This window comes from Novosphingobium aquiterrae (genome assembly GCF_042434435.1).
GTDB lineage: Bacteria > Pseudomonadota > Alphaproteobacteria > Sphingomonadales > Sphingomonadaceae > Novosphingobium > Novosphingobium aquiterrae.
In genome coordinates, this window is the sequence record NZ_JBHLTL010000001.1 from 875008 (window position 1) to 894579 (window position 19572).

Annotated in this window: 17 protein-coding genes; 6 read left to right on the forward strand and 11 right to left on the reverse strand. The window is 65.5% G+C overall.

Features of this window, described 5'->3' with window-relative positions:
• Positions 1–42 precede the first annotated feature (42 nt).
• A complete protein-coding gene (locus tag ACFFF7_RS04280; protein ID WP_379480116.1) occupies positions 43–1578 on the forward strand; it encodes a Do family serine endopeptidase in 1536 nt (511 codons plus the stop codon).
• An 81-nt stretch (positions 1579–1659) separates the two neighbouring features.
• Here the strand turns inward: ACFFF7_RS04280 and ACFFF7_RS04285 are convergent, their stop codons facing one another.
• The 4 genes from ACFFF7_RS04285 to ACFFF7_RS04300 all read right to left on the reverse strand — a co-directional run bounded on the left by ACFFF7_RS04285 (position 1660) and on the right by ACFFF7_RS04300 (position 5658).
• The gene (locus tag ACFFF7_RS04285; RefSeq protein WP_379480117.1) at positions 1660–3747 is read right to left on the reverse strand and encodes a transglycosylase domain-containing protein; all 2088 of its coding nucleotides are present in this window, start codon (positions 3745–3747) and stop codon (positions 1660–1662) included.
• Positions 3748–3852: 105 nt separating this feature from the next.
• A complete protein-coding gene (msrB, locus tag ACFFF7_RS04290; protein WP_379480118.1) occupies positions 3853–4254 on the reverse strand; it encodes a peptide-methionine (R)-S-oxide reductase MsrB in 402 nt (133 codons plus the stop codon).
• 37 nt (positions 4255–4291) lie between these two features.
• Positions 4292–4741 (reverse strand): NfeD family protein, encoded by a 450-nt coding sequence (locus ACFFF7_RS04295; protein WP_379480119.1) that lies wholly within the window; start codon positions 4739–4741, stop codon positions 4292–4294.
• Positions 4738–5658, reverse strand: coding sequence for an SPFH domain-containing protein (locus ACFFF7_RS04300; RefSeq protein WP_379480120.1), 921 nt, complete (start codon positions 5656–5658; stop codon positions 4738–4740). The genes ACFFF7_RS04295 and ACFFF7_RS04300 overlap by 4 nt, the downstream gene beginning before the upstream one ends.
• Positions 5659–5769: 111 nt before the next feature.
• On the opposite strand from ACFFF7_RS04300, the gene ACFFF7_RS04305 reads away from it, so the two are divergent.
• The gene (locus ACFFF7_RS04305) at positions 5770–6222 is read left to right on the forward strand and encodes a hypothetical protein (RefSeq protein ID WP_379480121.1); all 453 of its coding nucleotides are present in this window, start codon (positions 5770–5772) and stop codon (positions 6220–6222) included.
• Here the strand turns inward: ACFFF7_RS04305 and ACFFF7_RS04310 are convergent.
• Genes ACFFF7_RS04310 through ACFFF7_RS04320 form a run of 3 tightly spaced genes read right to left on the reverse strand, consistent with a single transcriptional unit; the run spans position 6212 to position 9908 of the window.
• Positions 6212–7393, reverse strand: a complete 1182-nt coding sequence (locus tag ACFFF7_RS04310; protein WP_379480122.1) for a BaiN/RdsA family NAD(P)/FAD-dependent oxidoreductase — start codon at positions 7391–7393, stop codon at positions 6212–6214. The two genes, ACFFF7_RS04305 and ACFFF7_RS04310, sit on opposite strands and share 11 nt — an antisense overlap.
• Positions 7390–9009, reverse strand: coding sequence for an NAD(P)/FAD-dependent oxidoreductase (locus tag ACFFF7_RS04315; protein WP_379480123.1), 1620 nt, complete (start codon positions 9007–9009; stop codon positions 7390–7392). Before ACFFF7_RS04315 ends, ACFFF7_RS04310 begins: the two co-directional genes overlap by 4 nt.
• Before the next feature lie 20 nt (positions 9010–9029).
• Entirely contained in the window at positions 9030–9908 is an 879-nt protein-coding gene (locus ACFFF7_RS04320; RefSeq protein WP_379480124.1) for a dienelactone hydrolase family protein, read from the reverse strand.
• 130 nt (positions 9909–10038) lie between these two features.
• Between ACFFF7_RS04320 and ACFFF7_RS04325 the strand changes: the two genes are divergently transcribed.
• The 3 genes from ACFFF7_RS04325 to ACFFF7_RS04335 all read left to right on the forward strand — a co-directional run bounded on the left by ACFFF7_RS04325 (position 10039) and on the right by ACFFF7_RS04335 (position 14281).
• Positions 10039–10875: an SDR family oxidoreductase gene (locus ACFFF7_RS04325; RefSeq protein ID WP_379480125.1), complete on the forward strand. Its 837-nt coding sequence runs from the start codon at positions 10039–10041 to the stop codon at positions 10873–10875.
• Positions 10876–10978: 103 nt separating this feature from the next.
• Complete coding sequence (locus ACFFF7_RS04330) at positions 10979–13087, forward strand: PQQ-dependent dehydrogenase, methanol/ethanol family (protein ID WP_379480126.1); 2109 nt, start codon at positions 10979–10981, stop codon at positions 13085–13087.
• A gap of 90 nt (positions 13088–13177) precedes the next feature.
• On the forward strand, positions 13178–14281 hold the full coding sequence (locus ACFFF7_RS04335; RefSeq protein WP_379480127.1) for a YeiH family protein: 1104 nt from the start codon (positions 13178–13180) through the stop codon (positions 14279–14281).
• On the opposite strand, the gene ACFFF7_RS04340 is transcribed toward ACFFF7_RS04335, so the two are convergent.
• Positions 14278–14523: a DUF6356 family protein gene (locus ACFFF7_RS04340; protein ID WP_379480128.1), complete on the reverse strand. Its 246-nt coding sequence runs from the start codon at positions 14521–14523 to the stop codon at positions 14278–14280. The genes ACFFF7_RS04335 and ACFFF7_RS04340 overlap by 4 nt on opposite strands.
• A gap of 104 nt (positions 14524–14627) precedes the next feature.
• Between ACFFF7_RS04340 and ACFFF7_RS04345 the strand changes: the two genes are divergently transcribed.
• A complete protein-coding gene (locus ACFFF7_RS04345; protein ID WP_379480129.1) occupies positions 14628–15107 on the forward strand; it encodes an Lrp/AsnC family transcriptional regulator in 480 nt (159 codons plus the stop codon).
• On the opposite strand, the gene ACFFF7_RS04350 is transcribed toward ACFFF7_RS04345, so the two are convergent.
• From ACFFF7_RS04350 to ACFFF7_RS04360, 3 genes are read right to left on the reverse strand one after another with little or no spacing between them, the layout of a single operon-like run.
• A complete protein-coding gene (locus ACFFF7_RS04350; RefSeq protein WP_379480130.1) occupies positions 15090–16010 on the reverse strand; it encodes an alpha/beta hydrolase in 921 nt (306 codons plus the stop codon). The genes ACFFF7_RS04345 and ACFFF7_RS04350 overlap by 18 nt on opposite strands.
• Positions 16011–16012: 2 nt before the next feature.
• A complete protein-coding gene (locus tag ACFFF7_RS04355) occupies positions 16013–17521 on the reverse strand; it encodes a tryptophan halogenase family protein (RefSeq protein ID WP_379480131.1) in 1509 nt (502 codons plus the stop codon).
• Positions 17518–19569 (reverse strand): glycoside hydrolase family 97 protein, encoded by a 2052-nt coding sequence (locus ACFFF7_RS04360; RefSeq protein WP_379480462.1) that lies wholly within the window; start codon positions 19567–19569, stop codon positions 17518–17520. Before ACFFF7_RS04360 ends, ACFFF7_RS04355 begins: the two co-directional genes overlap by 4 nt.
• Between the last annotated feature and the right edge of the window lie 3 nt (positions 19570–19572).

Below are 19572 nucleotides of genomic sequence, written 5' to 3' on the forward strand. Positions count from 1 at the left end.
CCCGCAGGGTCTGGATGTGACCAAGAGAAGGATTTGAGACACGTGCGATACGCTTATGGAGTGACTTCGGCGCTGCTGCTCGGCGGCGCGGCTGCAACCCTGATCACCGGTCTTCCCGCCGGAGCACAGGTTGCCCAGAACGATGCCAGCCAGATGCAGGGCGTGGTCCCGCGCGCCGGTGCCCCGGCCAGCTTTGCCGACCTGACGCAGCAGCTGCAACCTGCCGTGGTCAACATTTCGACCCGGCAGAAAATCCAGGTCGCAGCAGGCGGCAATCCCTTTGCCGGCACCCCGTTCGAAGGCCTGTTCGGCGGCGGCGGCAACAATGGCGCGCCGCAAACGCGCGAGGCGCAGTCGCTGGGTTCGGGCTTCATCGTTTCGTCCGACGGCTATGTCGTGACCAACAACCACGTCATCACCGCGGAGGGCAAGGGCCAGGTCGAATCGATCACCGTGACCATGCCTGATGGCACCGAATACCCGGCCAAGCTGGTCGGCAAGGATGCACCGTCGGATCTGGCGGTGCTGAAGATCACCGCCAGCAAGCCGCTACCCTTCGTCAAGTTCGGCGACAGCAGAAGCGCCCGCGTCGGCGACTGGGTTATTGCCATCGGCAATCCCTTTGGCCTGGGCGGCACTGTGACATCGGGGATCGTTTCGGCGGTAACCCGCTCGACCGGTTCGGGCAGTGCCTACGACCGCTACATCCAGACCGATGCCTCGATCAACCGCGGCAATTCGGGCGGGCCGATGTTCGACATGAAGGGCCAGGTGATCGGCATCAACAACGCAATCTTCTCGCCCACCGGCGGCTCGGTCGGGATCGGTTTTGCCATTCCCGCCGAAACCGCCGCGCCGATCGTCGACAAGCTGATCAAGGGTGTGTCGATCGATCGCGGCTATCTGGGCGTACAAATCCAGCCCGTGACCGAGGACGTCGCTGATTCGCTGGGCCTGGCCCACAACCGCGGCGAACTGGTCCAGTCGGTCCAGCCCGGCCAGCCCGCCGCCACTGCCGGGATCCAGCCGGGCGACGTGGTGCTGAAGGTTGATGGCAAGGACGTCAGCCCAGATCAGACGCTGTCCTACATTGTCGCCAACACCGCGCCGGGCAAGCGCATCCCGATCGAATTGATCCGCCAGGGCAAGCGACTGACCCTGACCGCGACGGTCGGCAAGCGCCCGAGCGAAGAGGAGATGGCCAAGCAGAGCTTCAATCCCAACGCGACGCCGCAGGACGATCCCTACAGCCAGGATCAGACACAGGGCGAAGGCCTTGCCGCCAAGGCGCTTGGCCTGTCGGTGCTGGCGATGACCCCTCAGATCGCCGGGCAGCTGGGCGTGCCGACCACGACCCGCGGCGTGGTGGTGGCTCAGGTTGATCAATCGTCCGACGCCGCCGCTCGCGGCTTTCAGCGCGGCGACATCATCCTGTCGGCCAACTACCGCGACACGGCCAGCGTGGCTGACCTGGAAACCGTCATTCGCGGGGCCAAGGCAGAAAATCGCTCGGCCATCCTGCTGCGTGCCCAGCGCCGCGGCCAGCCCGCTGCCTATATCCCGGTGCGGCTGCGCTGATCCCTTAGTCACGCACCAAGGAAGAAGGCCCGGGTTCCGCAATGGAGCCCGGGCCTTTCCTTTTGTCGGTGTCCGCTGCGGTCAGCCCGGCGGCCTGGTCTTGCCGCCGGTGGCCTGATTGAGAAAATCCTCATTGGCGGCGGGCGGCGGATCCTGGGGCAGCGGGGCCACGTCATCGGGATCGTAGGGCTTCGGCTCGTCCCCGCCCCGGCCCTTTTCACGCGGGGTGGTGGGATCGATCAGATTGCCCTGATCGTCAGGGTAATAGTACTCGTCCGGATTGCCCGCCATGCTTGCCTCGTCGTCGGGCTCAAGCTGCCAGGCCGGGAGGGTAACCTCGGTATCAAACTTCTCGATCGGGCGACCGGCGACGGCGACCTTCATGAATGCGGCAAAGGCCCGTGCCGGAGCGGTGCCGCCCTGCAAGCCGTTCACCGGCTTGTCGTCATCGCGGCCCATCCACACGCCGGTAGTGACCCCGCTGGAAAAGCCGAGAAACCAGCCATCCTTGTTCGACGTGGTGGTCCCGGTCTTGCCGGCCACAGGCCGACCGATCTGCGCGGCGCGGCCGGTGCCGGTGCTTACCGCAGATTGCAGCAGGTCGGTGATTCCGGCGGCGACATAGGCCGGGACCAGCATCTGCCCGCCCTTGGCTTCGCGCTGGTAAAGCACGCGCCCGTCGGTGGTCGTCACCTTGCTGATCCCATAGGGTTCGATCGCCTGGCCCTTGGCCGAAACCGCGGCAAAGGCCCGGGTCATGTCGATCAGCCGAACCTCGTTCGCGCCCAGCACCATCGAGGGATAGGTGCTGATCGGCGTGGTGATGCCAAACCGGCGCGCCATGCCGGCCACTGCGGCAAAGCCGACTTCGTTGCCCAGCTGCGCGGCGACGGTGTTCTTGGAATAGGCGAAGGCCGTGCGCACGTCGATTTCGCCGGCATAGGTTCCGCCCGAATTGCGAGGGGTCCAGCCCTGGATCGTCACTGGTTCGTCGACCACCTTGGCATCGGGGGTATAGCCCGCTTCCAGCGCGGAGAGATAGACGAACAGCTTCCACGCCGATCCCGGCTGGCGCACGGCGTTGGTCGCGCGGTTGTAGTTCGAGGTGACGTAGTCGGTTCCGCCGACCATCGCCAACACCGCGCCGTCGCGGTCCATGCTGACCAGTGCGCCCTGCGCGCCGCCCGGTACGGTGTTCTTGATCGTGTCGGTGGCGGTGGACTGCAGTTTCGGATCGAGCGTGGTCCAGACCTCGATCGGTTCGGTCACTTCGCCCAGCAGCAGGTCGAGCTGCGGCAAGGCCCAGTCGGTAAAGTAGCGCGCCGAATTCTGGCCCTTTTCGGCGGCGAAGGTCAGCGCCTTGAAATCGACGCCGTTGGCCTCAGCCGCGCTGATCGCGCCGTTCTGCTGCATCAGCGACAGTACAACCTTGGCCCGGTCGACAGCAGCTACGGCATCGGCGGTCGGCGAATAGTGCGACGGCGCCTTGACCAGCCCGGCAATGATCGCCGCTTCGGGCAGCGACAGCTGCGTTCCGGCGTGGCCGAAGAACTTGCGGCTGGCGGAATCGACGCCGTAAGCGCCGCCGCCGAAATAGACCTTGTTGAGATAGGCTTCGAGGATCTGGTCCTTGGAAAACTTCCATTCCAGCGCCAGCGCCAGCACGATCTCGCGCAGCTTGCGGCTCCAGGTACGGTCGTTGTTGAGGAACACCGTGCGCGCCAGCTGCTGGGTGATGGTCGAGCCGCCCTGCTTGAAGCGGCCTTCCTTGTACCGCACGTAGAACGAGCGGGCGACGCCGATCGGATCGATCCCGATATGGCTGCGAAAGCGCTTGTCCTCGGTGGACAGCATCGCATCCTTCATCACCTGCGGGATCTGCCCATAGGGCACCCACTTGCCGTAGCTTGGCCCCATCGAGAACAGTTCCGAACCGTCGCGCGCGCGCACCACGATCATCTGCCCGGCCTGGCTGGTCTTGAGCTCCTGATAGCTCGGCAGCGTCCGCGCGGTCAGCCCGACTGCCACCGCCAGCGCGATCGCACCAAGCAGAGCGGCGGCAACACCCCAGACGAAGATGCGGCGGATCATCCGGCGCCAGCCCGACCGGGGAGCGGGCTCAGGCTGGCCGCCTCGCGGCGCGGTGCGCCGGGTATCGCTTCTGGCCATAAGGCTCGATCATTCCTCCCGCACAGGACGAAGGCCCCGGCGCTCGCGGCGGTACATAGGGTATTTGTTACGCAGGGTTAATGCCCAATTCGACAGGCGGCACATTCAGTCCTGCGGTTTGAAATCCAGGCTGGCGCTGTTGATGCAGTAACGCAGCCCGCCAGCGTCGCGCGGGCCATCGGGGAATACGTGGCCCAGATGCCCGTCGCACCTGGCGCAGCGCACTTCGGTGCGGACCATGCCGAGCGAAACGTCCCGCACAGTATCGACAGCATCACCTTCGACCGGGGCGGTATAGCTCGGCCAGCCCGATCCCGAATCGTACTTGGTCGCCGATGAAAATAGCGGCGCGCCGCAGCCGGCGCACATGTAGACCCCGGTGGCCTTGTTCTGGTCGTACTTGCCGGCAAAGGCGCGTTCGGTGCCGTGCTGACGCAGCACCTGGTACTGTTCGGGGGACAGCTTTTCGCGCCATTCGGCATCGGTCAGTTCGATCTTTTCCGTCATCGCAAACTCCTTGCCCCCGTGCTGCGCCTAGATGGGGTCAGTGCAGGTGTTCGACAACAAGCGTTGCGCCGTCGTGGGCAGTTACCCGCATTTTCGTGCCGGGTTCGGCATCGGGTCCGCGCGCCATCCATTCGCTGTCGCCCATGCGGACGCGGCCGCTGCCGGGGCCAAGCGCCTCGGTGACGACCACGACCTCGCCAACCGCGCGCGCGCCGCGGTCGTTCATCAGGGGATCGGCGGCTTCGACCGGATTGCGGCGCAGCCAGTTGCGGCCGATGAACAGCGAGGCGATCGCCAGCACCGCGAACAGCACCACCTGCAGCGGCACGCCGATCGGCAGGATCCAGGAGACCAACCCGGTAACCAGCGCCGCGCCAGCCAGCCAGATCAGGAACACGCCCGGAATGACCATCTCGCCGATGGCCAGGACCAGCCCCAGTCCCAGCCACAGCCAATGCGGCGATGCGCTGTCGATCAGGCCGATCACTTGGCCGCGCCCTGGCTGCCCAGCGCATCCTTGACCAGTTCGCCGATCCCGCCGATCGATCCGATCAGCTGGGTCGCCTCGACCGGGAAGAGGATCGTCTTGGCATTGGGTGAGGTGGCGAAGGAGGCCACGGCCTCAGTATATTTCTGCGCGACAAAGTAATTGAGCGCCTGGGTGCCCGACGTGGCGATCGCCTCGGACACGACCTGGGTCGCGCGGGCCTCAGCCTCGGCCGAGCGTTCGCGGGCTTCGGCATCGCGGAAAGCGGCTTCCTTGCGGCCTTCGGCTGACAGGATCGCGCCCTGCTTTTCACCCTCGGCGCGCAGGATCTCGGCGGCGCGCAGACCTTCGGCTTCAAGGATGTTGGCGCGCTTTTCGCGCTCGGCCTTCATCTGCCGGGCCATGGCGTTGGAAATGTCGGCAGGCGGACGGATGTCCTTGATCTCGATGCGGGTGATCTTGACCCCCCACGGCGCGGTGGCGTGGTCGATCACCATCAGCAGCTTGGCGTTGATTTCGTCGCGCCGCGACAGCGTCTCGTCCAGGTCCATCGAGCCCATCACCGTGCGCAGGTTGGTGGTGGTCAGCTGCATGATCGCGACATAGAGGTTCGACACCTCGTAGGCGGCCTTGCCGGCATCGAGCACCTGGAAGAAGACGATGGCGTCGACGCCGACCATCGCGTTGTCCTTGGTGATGATTTCCTGGCCGGGAATGTCAAGCACCTGCTCCATCATGTTGATCTTGTGGCCGATCCGGTCGACGAAGGGGACGATCACGTGCAGGCCCGGTGTGGCTGCCAGGGTGAACTTGCCCAACCGCTCGATCGTGTAGACATAGCCCTGGCGCACCACGCGCACGCCCATCAGGATGAAGATGAAAACCACGCCCAGAAGCGCAATCAGCACGCCGCCCATCAAAATACTCCCAACCCGTTGAAGAAGCGATGTTAGCGGCTGCGCGCGGGGCGACAAGCGAAACCGGCGTGCTTAACCCGGTGGTAACCACGATTGGGTAGTTTGCCCGGCATGATCCAGGAAAACTCACTCAAATTCGGCCAGGCCTTCTATGGGACAGAGCATCCCGAAACCGCCGCGCAGCGGATAAAGAAGGACTATGTCGACACCATGATCGCGCTCAAGCGCGAGAACATGGAGCGCGTCTATTCCTATGTTTCGGGGCTGATGGACAAGGCCAAGGAAGAGCTGGGCCACGCCCGCAGCGGGGGATCGAGCGGGGATCACCGCAAGCAGGCCCTGCGCGCCCACATTGATGAGATCGCTGCATATCTCAAGGGCCAGGCTCTCGACGTCGCGCCACCCGAAACCGGCAGCGACGGACACTATGTCCTGAACGACATCGCCGCCTTTTTTGGCCGGGTGAAATGCGTGATGGACCAGTGGTACGATGGCCATCTGATCGCGATGTATGATGAGATGGTGGTGCTGACCAACCTCAAGACCAAGACAGTCAAGGAATAGCTCGCCCCGCGGCCGCGCCGCTGGCCCAGGCCCACTGGAAGTTGTAGCCGCCCAGCCAGCCCGTCACGTCGACTGCCTCGCCGATCGCATAGAGCCCCGGCACCTTGCGCGCTTCCATCGTCTGCGATGACAGCCCCGCGGTGGCGATGCCGCCAGCGGTGACCTCGGCCTTGGCGAAGCCTTCGGTGCCATTGGGATGGAAGGCCCAGCCGCGCAGGGCAGCTTCGACCCCACGCAGCGCCTTGTCGGTCAGCGCAACCAATTCGCCTGCAACACCAACACGTTCGAGCAGGGCATCGGCTAGCCGTTCGGGCAGGCGATCGGTGACGACCCGGCGCAGGCTTTGGCGCGGGCTGTTGCGCTTGGCTTCGAGCAGCCAGCCTTCCGTCGCGTCGGGCACGAAGTCGACCTGGATCGCCGTTCGGTGCTGCCAATAGCTGCTGATCTGCAACATCGCCGGGCCGCTGAGCCCGCGATGCGTAAACAGCGCTGCCTCGCGAAAACGGGTCTTGGTCCAGCGCACCTCAACCTCGGTTGAGACTCCCGACAATTCGCGGAACAGCACCTCGTCCCCGCCCAGCGTGAAAGGCACCAGTGCCGGGCGCGGCTGGACCACAGCCAGGCCGAAACGGCGGGCCAGATCATAGGCGAAGCTGGTTGCGCCGAGCTTGGGGATCGAAGGCCCGCCGGTCGCAACGACAAGCGCCGGAGCAGTGTAAGCCGTGCCGCCCACGGTCACGCGGAACAAGCCATCGCCGTGATCGACCGCATCGACCGGAATGCCCAGGGCCATCTGCACCTGGCCCCTGGCGCATTCCTCCAGCAACAGATCGACCACCTGCCGGGCCGAGCCATCGCAGAATAGCTGCCCCAGCGTCTTCTCGTGCCAGACGATGCCATGTGCCTCGACCAGATCGAGGAAGTCGCGCGGGGTGTAGCGGCTCAGCGCCGATTTGGCGAAGTGTGGGTTGTCCGACAGGAACCGGTCAGGCGCCGTATACAGGTTGGTGAAATTGCAGCGCCCGCCGCCCGAAATCAGGATCTTGCGCCCCGGCTCGTGATTGTGATCGACCAGCAGCACCCGCTTGCCGCGCTGCCCGGCCTGGGCCGCGGCCATCATCCCGGCCGCGCCTGCACCGATGACGATCGCGTCGTGGGAGGATGCGCTCATTGCGCGAGGATCGACTGTGCCACGGCTTCGCCCAGCTTGATCCCGTCGATCGCGGCGGAGAGAATTCCGCCCGCATAGCCAGCGCCCTCGCCGCCCGGGAACAATCCGGCGACGTTGAGCGATTGCAGGTCCTTGCCCCGGGTGATCCGCAGCGGGCTGGAGGTGCGCGTCTCGACCCCGGTCATGATGACGTCCGGGTCGTCGTAACGGGCAATCTGGCGGCCGAACACCGGCAGCGCCTCGCGCATCGCTTCGATCGCAAAGTCGGGCAGGCACTGCGACAGGTCGGTCGGCGTCACCCCCGGCTTGTAGCTCGGCTGGACCGAGCCAAGCGCGGTCGAGGCGCGGCCGGCGAGGAAATCCCCGACCCGCTGCCCCGGCGCCTTGTAACCGCCGCCGCCCGCGGCAAAGGCCAGGCTTTCCCACTTGCGCTGGAATTCGATCCCCGCCAGCGGTCCGTCCGGATAGTCACGGGCCGGATCGATCGCCACGACGAAGCCCGCATTGGCGTTGAATTCGGCGCGCGAATACTGGCTCATCCCGTTGGTGACGACGCGGCCCTCCTCGCTGGTCGCGGCGACCACGCGCCCGCCCGGGCACATGCAGAATGAATAGACCGTGCGCTCGTTCGACGCATGATGGACCAGGCTATAGGCGGCCGGGCCAAGGTCGGGATGCTTGGCAAAGCGGCCATAGCGCGCCGCGTCGATCCAGGCTTGCGGGTGTTCGATCCTGACCCCGATCGAGAACGGCTTGGCCTCAAGATGAACCCCGCGGGCGTGGAGCATTTCGAAAGTCGGCCGCGCCGAATGGCCGACCGCCAGCACAACGTGATCGGCCTCCAGAAAACTGCCGTCGTGCAGATGCAGCCCGCGCAGCGCATAGCTGTCACCGCGCCGTTCCAGTTCGAGATCGTCGACCCGGGTCTGCCAGCGGTATTCGCCGCCCAGCGCCTCGATCCCGGCGCGCAGGCTTTCGACCATGGTGACAAGGCGGAACGTGCCGATATGCGGGTGGGCTTCCCACAGTATGTCGTCGGGTGCTCCGGCCTTGACGAATTCTTCCAGCACCTTGCGGCCAAGGAAGCGCGGATCCTTGACCCGGCAATAGAGTTTGCCGTCGGAGAAGGTTCCGGCCCCGCCTTCGCCGAACTGGACGTTGCTGTCGGGATCGAGCTCGCCGCGCCGCCACAGGCCCCAGGTGTCCTTGGTGCGCTGGCGCACCACCTTGCCGCGATCGACGATGATCGGGCGCAGCCCCATCTGCGCCAGGACCAGCCCGGCAAACAGGCCGCACGGCCCCGCCCCGATCACCACCGGGCGCTTGCCGCTCCACCCCTGCGGTGCATGGACCGGCGGATGCCAGGCCATGTCCGGGGTCGGGCGCACGTCCTTGTCCCCGGCCAGCCGCGCCAGCACTTCGCCCTCGTCCGTCACATCGACGTCGAAAGTGTAGACTAACAGGATCGCCGACTTGCGCCGCGCATCGTTGCCACGCTTGAACAGCGACCAGCCACGCAGGCGATCTGCATCGACGCCCAGCCGCGCGCAGATTGCAGGGACAATCGCTTCGGCCGGATGGTCAAGCGGCAGGGACAGGCCGGACAGGCGGATCATGGCGCCCGCCCCTAAAGCAGCTAGAGCCCCTTGAACAGCACCAGCATCCGCTCCCACGCGCGATCGGCTTCGGCCTTGTCATAGACCGGTGCGTCGAGCGTGCACCAGCCATGGTCGGCGTTGTAAACCTCGACCTCGGCCGGACGCCCCGCAGCCTTGGCAGCAGCCTTCAGTGCATCCTTGTCGCCAGGGGCACGGGCATCATCGCTGCGGGCAATGGCGAAGAGAAAGCTGGCCTTGGTCGCCACCAGCAGCTTGCTGGGGCTGTCCGGCGTATCGCCAACCAGCCCGGCACCGTGAAACGAAGCCGCCGCCCTGACCCGGTCGGGCGCGGCGAAGGCGGTGCGCACCGTGTACGGCCCGCCCATGCAGTAACCGCAAGTGCCGATGCCGCGCTGCGCGTGGACGCTGCGCTGCTTGCCCAGCCAGGCAACGAAGGCCTTGGCATCGCTGATCGTCCCCGCCGGCGTGATCGCGGCGATCATGGGCTTCAGCTTGGCCTGCCCTTCGGGGGTGCGCCATTCGGCGATCGAGTTCAGGATCGGCGCGGGGGAGGAACGGTAATAGTGGTTGACCACCAGCACGGCATAGCCGGCGCGGGCCAAACGCCGCCCCATTTCCTTGTAAGCGTCGCGCAGCCCGGCAATATCCGGCCACATGATCACACCGGGGAAGCGCCCGCGCTGGGGCCGCACATAGAAGGCGTCGGCGGTACCGTCGGGCGTGACGATCCGGACCGTCTCTTCGCTGAGGCCGCCCTTGTCGGTCATCCGGGCATCGGCACAGGCGGCGACCAGGGTCGCCACGCTGGCGGTCCCAGCGGCCGCGAACTGGCGCCGGTTGAGCCCGCGCCCGGCCAGCGCGGCATCGTCCTGTCGTGCCGTGAATTCATCGCACATCATGCGTCTCCTGCGATCCCCGAACGCGCAGGATAGCCTTGAGGCGCAAGAGGTCCAGCCCTGACTTGGGGACTGGACGCGGCGCGCCGTACGGATATGTTAATCGCGCAATTAAATCGGAGAGGCAGACATGGCAGACCACATCACCGGCAAGTCGATCGTCATTACCGGCGGCGGCGGCGGCTTTGGCCGACTGATCGCGACCAAGGCGGCGGCACGCGGGGCCAGGGTGACGCTGGGGGATATCGATCTTGCCGCAGCCCAGGCGGTCGCGGCCGAAATCGTCGCGGCAGGCGGCAGCGCCCAGGCGCTAGCTGTCGACGTGACCGAACTGCCCCAGATGAAAGCGCTGGTCGCTGCCGCTGGCGCAGCTTTCGACGCGGTCGACGTGATGATCAATAATGCCGGGATCATGCCGCTGGCCTTCTTTGCCGATCACGCGGCGGCCCACGCAGCCTGGCTGCGCTGCATCGACATCAACATCAAGGGCGTGCTCAACGGTCAGGTCGCAGCCTATGACGCGATGATCGCGCAGGGCCGCGGCCACGTCATCAACGTCTCGTCGATCTATGGCAATTTCCCGGTGACCGGGGCGGCGGTCTATGGCGCGACCAAGGCGGCGGTCAATTTCCTCTCGGAAAGCCTGCGGGTGGAAGCGCGCGGCAAGATCAAGGTGACGATCATCAAGCCGACCGGGGTTCCCGCCACCGGGCTTTCCGGGTCGGTCATCAACCCGGCGGCCAGTATCGGCATTCTGGGCCAGAACGCCGAGGAATTCGGCGCGATGATCGCCGCAATGCAGGACGGAACCTTTCCGGCCGCGCGGCTCGATCCCGAACAGATCGACTATGCCTCGCTGGCACCCGAACACATCGCCGATGCAGTGCTGCTGGCGATCGACCAGCCCTGGGGGGTCTCGCTGGGCGACATCACGGTGCGCGCGGCGGGCGACCACTTCGTCCTTTGATCGGCTAATCGCGCGATTAAACTTGCAATCGCGGTGTGAATGCGGCGAATTGCCCTGGCTGACTCGCGACAAGGCGGGCGGCATGAGGAGAGGATACCGACCCATGCGTTTGAGGCTTCTGGCTGCAACGGCCCTGCTGGCCCTGACATCGTGCAATAACAGCAAGACCGCGTCTCCGCCGGCGACCAGCGGTGTGACCGACGCGATGATTGCCGACGCAGCCGAAGGCGAGTGGCTGAGCTATGGCCGCGACTATGCCGAGCAGCGCTTCTCCACGCTAAAGCAGGTCAACGACAGCAATGTCGGGCAGATGGGTCTGGCCTGGTTTGCCGACCTTGATACCGCGCGCGGCCAGGAAGCGACGCCGTTGATGCACGACGGTGTGCTGTACATTTCCACCGCCTGGTCGATGGTCAAGGCCTATGACGCCAAGACCGGCGCACTCAAATGGGCCTATGATCCCCAGGTCGCGCGCGAAAAGCTGGTCGATGTGTGCTGCGATGCGGTCAACCGCGGGGTCGCGCTCTATGGCGACAAGGTCTACGTCGCCACGCTTGACGGGCGGCTTGTCGCACTCGACCAGAAGACCGGCAAGGTCGTCTGGACCAAGCAGACCTTCCCGGCCGACAGCCACATGGCGATTACCGGTGCACCGCGCGTGGTCAAGGGCAAGATCCTGATCGGATCGGCGGGGGCCGAATACTTCACCCGCGGCTACCTTGCCGCCTTCGATCCGCAGACCGGCAACGAGCTGTGGAAGTTCTATACCGTGCCGGGCGACCCATCGAAGCCGCAGGAAGGCAAGCACCTCGATGCGGCGGCCAAGACCTGGAGCGGCGATTTCTGGAAGACCGGCGGCGGCGGCACCGTTTGGGATTCGATCACTTATGATCCGGTCACCAACCTGGTCTATTTCGGCACCGCCAATGCCGAGCCGTGGAACCCGGCGCACCGCAACACCAACGGCGCGGGCGACAGCCTTTATACCGCCTCGATCGTCGCGGTGAACGCCGATACCGGCGAGTATGCCTGGCATTTCCAGGAAACCCCGGAAGACCGCTGGGATTTCGACAGCAACCAGCAGATTACCGTCGCCGACCTGATGATCGGCGGGCAGAAGCAGCACGTCATCATGCACGCGCCGAAGAACGGGTTCTTCTATGTGCTGGACGCCAAGACCGGCAAGTTCATCTCGGGCAAGCCGTTCGTCGACGGGATCAACTGGGCCAGCGGGCTCGATCCGGTCACTGGCCGGCCCAGCGTCAATCCCGATGCCAAGTACGAAGTCACCGGCAAGCCATTCCTGGGGTCCCCCGGCGCAGTCGGCGCGCATAGCTGGACCCCGATGAGCTTCAGCCCGTTGACCGGCCTGGTCTATATTCCGACCAACAATACGCCCCAGCTCTATGCGCCGGATCCCGACTGGAAGCCGGGCACCACCGGGTTCCAGCTGGGCATCGACGCCACGCTGGGCAATCTGCCAGCCGACAAGAAGGTCCGCGATGCCACCGCCGCGGCACTGACCGGGGCGCTGGTCGCGTTCGATCCGGTCGCGGGCAAGGTCAAATGGAAGGTACCCTATCCGATGCCGACCAACGGCGGCACCCTGGCCACCGCGGGTAATCTGGTTTTCCAGGGTACGGCCACCGGCGAGTTCAACGCTTACAGCGCCGATGCCGGCAAGAAGCTGTGGTCGTTCGGCACGCAGAGCGGTGTGCTGGCCGCGCCGATGACCTACTCGATCGGCGGCGAACAGTATGTCGCCGTACTGGCCGGATGGGGCGGGGTCTGGGACGTTTCGGGCGGATCGCTGGTCAGCCCGAAGATCACCCCCAACATCAGCCGTCTGCTGGTGTTCAAGCTGGGTGCCAAGGGCACGCTGCCCGCACCGCCGCCCAGCGCCAAGCGCGTGCTCGATCCGCCGCCATCGACCGGCACGCCCGAGCAGATCGCCCTGGGCACGAAGCTCTATTCAAACTCGTGTTCGGTCTGCCACGGCAACGCCGCGGTGGCCGGTGCGCTCAACCCCGATTTGCGGCACTCGACAGCACTGGGCAATCCCAAGCTGTGGCAGGACATCGTCCACGACGGGCTGCTCAAGCAGAACGGGATGGTCGCCTGGAAGGGCCAGTTCACCCCCGAACAGATCGAGGCGATCCGCCTGTTCGTGGTCAAGCGCGCCAACGAGGACAAGGCGCTGGGCGGGAACTAGACAAGGCCGCGCATTCGCCGCATTCACCCTTCCGTCGGTGCCGTTCTTGCGGCATGACACCGTGAGACACACGGCTGGCGGCTGGGGCGAATGATGGACGTTAGAAGCACGGCGAAAGGGATCGACTGGGACAGCCTGTCCTATGGCGGCGATCTGTTCGGCGAACTGCAGCTGGCCGAAGCGGCACCGCCCGCGCGCCAGCGGATGCTGGCGCTCTCGGCACTGTGGCCGGGTCTTGCCGTCTGTGCCGTGGCTGCCGGGGCAGCGGCCTGGCTGTCCGATCACTATGGCTTCCCGATCATCCTGCTGGGGCTGCTGGTCGGGCTGTCGCTGAATTTCATTTCACAGGATCTGCGTACCCACAAGGGCCTCGATTTTGCCTCGCGCACCTGCCTGCGGATCGGGATCGTCGTGCTGGGCTTCCAGGTGACCTTCATGCAGATTGCCGCCCTGGGCCTGGCACCCTTCGCGGCGCTGACCGTGGTCATGGCGGTGACCTTTGCGGCGGGCATGGGCGGCGCGAAAATCGCCGGGCAATCGCGCTATGCCGGGATTCTGGCCGGCGGCGCGACCGCGGTATGCGGGGCCAGCGCGGCGCTCGCGCTGTACGGGGTGATCGGCAAGGACCGCCTCAGCCAGGCGCAGTTCGCGCTGACCCTGGTCGGGGTTTCGCTCGCCAGCGCCTTCGCCATGTCGGTTTATCCGGTGCTCGCTGCCGAACTCGGGCTCAGCCACGGCCAGGCCGGGTTCCTGATCGGTGCATCGATTCACGATGTCGCCCAGGCAATTGGCGGTGGTTATGCCTTTTCCGATGCGGCGGGCAGCTATGCGACGATCGTCAAGCTTGCGCGCGTAGCCTTGCTGGCCCCGGTCGTCGCGCTGGTCAGCCTCGCCATCGGCCCGGCTGACCAGGGTGGGGGGCAGCCGGTATGGAAACGGCTGGCCCTCCCCTGGTTCATTCTCGCCTTCCTGGGTGCGGTCGCGCTCAACAGCGTCATCGCCGTGCCTGCGCCACTGGGACACGCGGCGCTAATCGCCTCGAAGGCACTGCTCCTGCTGGCGGTTACCGCAACCGCGATGCGCAGCCGCATGGACCTGTTGCTGCAAATGGGCTGGCGCGCGGCGGTGCCGGTGGTCTGCGCCACCCTCGCCAGTTTCGCGACCGCGCTCGGCTTCGCCTACCTGCTGCTTTAAATCACGAAATCGAGGATCGCCGGCATCGGCTGACGCTGGCGATTGATGACCATGGTCGAATGCAGCGTGGTGATCTGCTTGCTGCCCGTCCGCACGAACAGGAACGGCAGCAGGCCGTGGACCAGGCAGGCGAACCCGCCCAGGATCATCCGCACGCCGAAGCTCGACGCGACAACGAGATGCTCGGTGTAGCTCTCGCCCACGCTGGCCGGATGGTCGGTGAACAGTTTGGCAATCGGCATGGACACCCCCCGCTTGTTTCTCGGGCCAATTAATACACCTGCTCTGTGGTAAATTCATCGCCTTATTTCTGGTCATTTGCCCATTTCGCGGTTATTCTATCCCAATGCTGATCGAAAATCCGCAAATCGACACGCTCGACTGGGCGATCCTGCTCGAACTGCAGGCCGATGCCTCGCTTGCCATTCACGAGGTCGGCGAACGGGTCGGGCTGTCGCACAACGCCTGCTGGCGGCGGATCAAGCGGCTGGAGGAAAGCGGGGTGATCGCCCGGCGCGTGGCCCTGCTCGACCCGGAAAAGGTCGGGCTGGGGACCACGGTGTTCGTCGCGATCCGCACCCAGCGCCACGATCCGCAATGGCTCGACGCCTTTTCCCGCGCGGTCGCCGGGATCGACGAGATCGCCGAATGCCACCGCATGGCGGGCGACGTCGATTATCTGCTCAAACTGTCGGTGCGCGACATCGCGCATTATGACCGGATCTATCGCAAGCTGATTGCCGCGGTGCCCGACCTGGCCGATGTCAGCTCCAGCTTCTCGATGGAACGGATGAAGGCCAGCACCGCGCTACCCAGGCCGGCGTAGCAGCCAGGTGAAAAGCTCGGGCAAGCGCGCCGCCCAGGCGTTTTCCTCGTGCTCTGCGCCCGGGTAGACCTTGCTTTCCCAGTCGGTGCCCCGGCGCCAGCTGGTCGCGGCGAGGCGCGCGTCGATCGCTTCCTGGTAGGGAGCATAGAAAGCATCGAGCGTCGCCGTGCCGTGGTCCATCCACAGCCGCCGACCATCCCGCGCACCGATTCCCTGGGCCAGCCAATTACTCCAGTAGGCAGCTAATTCCGGACTGGCATCGCCCAGCTTGGTCGGATCGACCGCCGGCCAGTGCGAGCTGACGCAGGCCGCGCGGCCAAACACCTGGGGCCGTGCAACGAAGGCATAGCAACTCATCAGACCGCCCATGCTGGACCCGACGATGGCCGTATCGTCGCGGCCAGAGCGCGTTCGCAGGTGGCTATCGACCCACGGCTTCAAGGTTTCAGCGATCCAGGTCAGATAGGCGTCGGAAACGATCGGACCGCCTGCCATCGCATCCATCTGCGCGCGCAGTGCCGGGGGGGCGGCATCATAGGCCGGTCGCGGCAGGTACTGGCGATAACGGTCATTGCCCGGAGCCCAGATCCCGACGATGATATGCGGCGCGACCTTGCCGCCGCGCATGGCCGCCAGCATCGCCTTGTCCGCAGCCCAGATCTTGTTGAAGTTGGATTTCCTCACGTCGAACAGGTTGTGCCCATCGTGCATGTAGACCACGCCGTAGCGCCGTTTCGAGCGATCATAGCCCGGCGGAAGCCAGATCGTCAGCCGCTGCACCGGCAGACCCGCTGCGGGAACCTGCTCATATTCCAGCAAACGCCCGGTATCCTTGGCCGCGGCGTGCGCCGGAACGGTCGCCAGCAGCAGCGCACATAGAGCGGCAAGCACACGTCCCAGCATCGCTATTCCTTCAGGCGGTGCAACAGATCGTCGTGCGGCGCGAAGTTGCGGGCGCAGCCGGCGACGAAGCGGTCGAGCGCGGCGAGATCGGTCAGCGGCAGGTCGGCTTCGGGCGGGACCAGCTTGGCAGCATCGGGGAACTGGCCGTATCCCGCCAGCAAACAGTGCCACGACAGCGGCGCGTAGTAGCGCTCGATCCCCAGGCGGTGCACTTCGGCTTCAAGATCCTCGCCGCGAAACCACGCGGTCATCACTGCCTTGAGGTTGTCCGACAGGTCCTGGTTCGCCGCATTGGCGCGCCAGTAGTCGCCCGGGCGCCGGTTCATCCGGTAATGGCAGACGATGTAATCGCGGATCCCCTCATAGCGGGCGTGGATCGCGGCGTTGAAGCTGTCGGCGTGCTGGCGGGTGAAGCCGCCCGCCTCATAGGCCTCGATGAATCCGGACAAAGTCGAATGGACGATGTGCAGCGCGGTCGCCTCGAGCGGCTCGATGAAACCCTGGGCGAGGCCGATCGCCAGGCAGTTGCCCACCCACGAACGCCGCACTTGCCCGACCTTCATCTTGAGGTGGCGGGCAGGCACATCGGCATCGAGCAGGCCGAGGTGGCGGCGCAGTTCGGTCTCGGCCGCATCGGCGTCGAGATGGGCGGAGGCATAGACATAGCCGTTACCGGTGCGATTGGTCAGCGGAATGCGCCAGGCCCAGCCGCTGCTCAGCGCAGTCGCTCCGGTCTCGCAGGTGGTCGCCCCGTCGTCGCGCGCGCTGGGCATGGCCACGGCGGCATCGTTGAAAAGGTTACCGGCAAAGCTTTCGAACGGTTCGCCCAGCGCCGCCTGGATCAGCGTGGCGCGAAAGCCCGAGGCATCGATGAAAACATCACCCGGGATTGTTTCATCGCCCTCCCCCAGCAGCGCGACGATCTCTCCGTTCTCGTGATGGCGCACCCCGTCGATTCGCCGTTGCAGGTGCGTGACGCCCAGCGTGCCGATCGCATGGTCGCGCAGGAATTCACCGACCAGGTGCGAATCGAAGTGATAGCCATAGCCGATGTCGAAGGGGAAGTTTTCGTCCGGGATCGGACCGCGTCGCTCTGCCGCGAGCCGGGCGAGCAGGAAGAACCGGTCGGGGTGGGCCCAGACATCGCGCCCGGTTCGCCGCGCCCGGGTGTGGAAGAAGAACCCCGGCGCAGTGTGCTGGTCCAGCGCGGTCTGGAACGGGTGGAAATAGCTGTCGTAGCCCGGCGCATCGGACCAGCCGTGAAAGCGGATGCCGTTCTTGTAAGTGGCATTGCAGCGCGGCATCCACGTCGCCTCGGCAATGCCAAGCTCGTCGAAGAAGGCCTTCAATTGCGGGGTCGATCCCTCGCCCACCCCGATGATCCCGATTTCCGGGCTTTCGACCAGGGTCACCGCCGCGCGCTGGCCCAGCCGGTGCGCAATCAGGCAGGCTGCCATCCAGCCCGCGGTGCCGCCGCCAAGGATGACAAAGCGGTGCGGCGCTGCGCTCACTTCCGCGCCTTGAGCCTTATCGCAAAGCCGCCGCCCGGCGCCATGCGCAGGCTCAGCCGGTCGGTGCTGGTCAGCACGCGCTTCTCGATCACGACGCTGTGGCGCTTGTCGGTGCGGTAATCGGCATCGTCGCCATCGCGGTAGATCTCCGCGTCGTACTTGACCCCGGGGGTGAGGAAATCGAGCGCAAAGTCGCTGCCGCGCGCCTGTTCATCGCCGACGCCGCCGATGTACCAGTCCCTGCCGCCGCGGACCTTGCGCGCGATCGTGACGAAATCGCCAACCTCGCCATTCAGCACGCGGCTTTCCTCCCAGTCGGTCGGCACGTCGCGGATGAACTTGAAGGTATCCATGTGCTTGGCGTAGTTTTCGGGCGTATCGGCGGCCATCACCACCGGTGAATAGATCACCACGTAAAGCGCCAGCTGCTTGGCCTCGGTCGAGAGGATGTTGCTGTCCTTTTCGCCCTTCAGGCTGAGCACGCCGGGGGTGAAGTCCATCGGCCCTTCAAGCATCCGGGTGAAGACGATGTTGGCTTCGTGTTCGGGCGGATTCTTGCCGCCCCACGAATTGTATTCCATCCCGCGCATGCCTTCGCGCGCCACCCAGTTGGGATAGGTCCGCTGCAGTCCGGTGCCCTTGATCGGCTCGTGGCTATCGAAGGCAACCTTGTACTTGGCCGCCGCTTCGGCGACACGGATGAAGTGGTTGCTCATCCACTGGCCCTCGTGCCACTCGCGCAGCCGGGTGCCGTCGGGATCGACCCGCTCGATCTGCCCGGCGTCGGTGACATAACCGGTCTTGACCACCATTTCGCCGTGATCGGCGGCGAACTTGAAGGCCTTGTCGAACTGCGCCTCGTAATGGCTGGCCGCGCCGCCGGTTTCGTGATGCCCGATCAGCCGCACACCCTTGGACTTGGCATAGCGGGCCAGCTCGGCTGCGTCGAAATCCTCGGTCGGCCGGGCAAAGTCCATGTCGTTGCCATTGCCGAACCAGTCGCCATCCCAACCGACGTTCCAGCCTTCGACCAGGGTGTTGGGGATGCCGTTGGCGGCGGCGAAATCGATGTAGCGCTTGACGTTGGCGGTGGTCGCGCCGTGCTTCGGCCCGCGCGCCCAGGTCCATTCGCCCTTGATCATGTTCCACCACACGCCGTTGAACTTGCCCGGCTTGAACCAGCTGACATCGCCCAGCTTATTGGGTTCGTTGAGGTTGAGCATCAGGTGGCTCTGGTAGAGCCCGGCGGCGTTGTCGGCCAGAATCAGGGTGCGCCACGGGGTCGTCCAGGCGCCGTTCTTCTCGACCTTGGGCTTGCCCGCCCCCGGGGTCAGCGCGGCACGCAGGGTGTTGCCCTCGGTCCGGGCCACTGCCATGCCCGAATAGTCGACCAGCGCGGCTTCGTGCAGCGCGGCGTGGGTGCCATCGGCAAACTTGATCGTCACCGGCGTATCGGCGGTGCCCACGGCCGACAGCGGCGTCTTATTATAGAGGTATTCCTCGCGGTTCCACAGGAACGCCGGCTTCCACCAAGCGGTGCCGTCCGCCGCGAACGCGAACTCGGTCAGCTCGTCGGCGATCTTGGCGTGATGCAGGTTGGGCTGATCGGGGAATTCGTAGCGAAAGCCGACGCCATCGTCATAGATGCGGAAGGTCACGGCAAAGACCCGGGCCAGCGCGCTGGTTTCCTTGAGCTGGACCTTGAGCTCGCGGTAGTGATTGCGGATTGTCCGCCATTCGCCCCACGGCTGCTCCCACGTCGCGTCGAAATCACGGGTCTGCTGGCCTGCGATGGCCAGGTTGCGATCGATCTTCACCGCATCGGTGAACAGGAAACCCAGCCGCGACGGTGCCAACACCAGCTTGCCCTTGCGCGTCACCGTATAGAACGGCCGGCCATCGCCATCTGTGGTCAGCGTGACCGCGATTGACCCGTCGGGCGAACTGGCGCTGGCGCTGGGCCGTTCCTGGGCATGGGCCGTTGCGGCAAGGCTGCTTGCCGCCAAGGCAGTTGCGGCCCAGATTCCAAGGGAGGTGCGATAGACCATGGG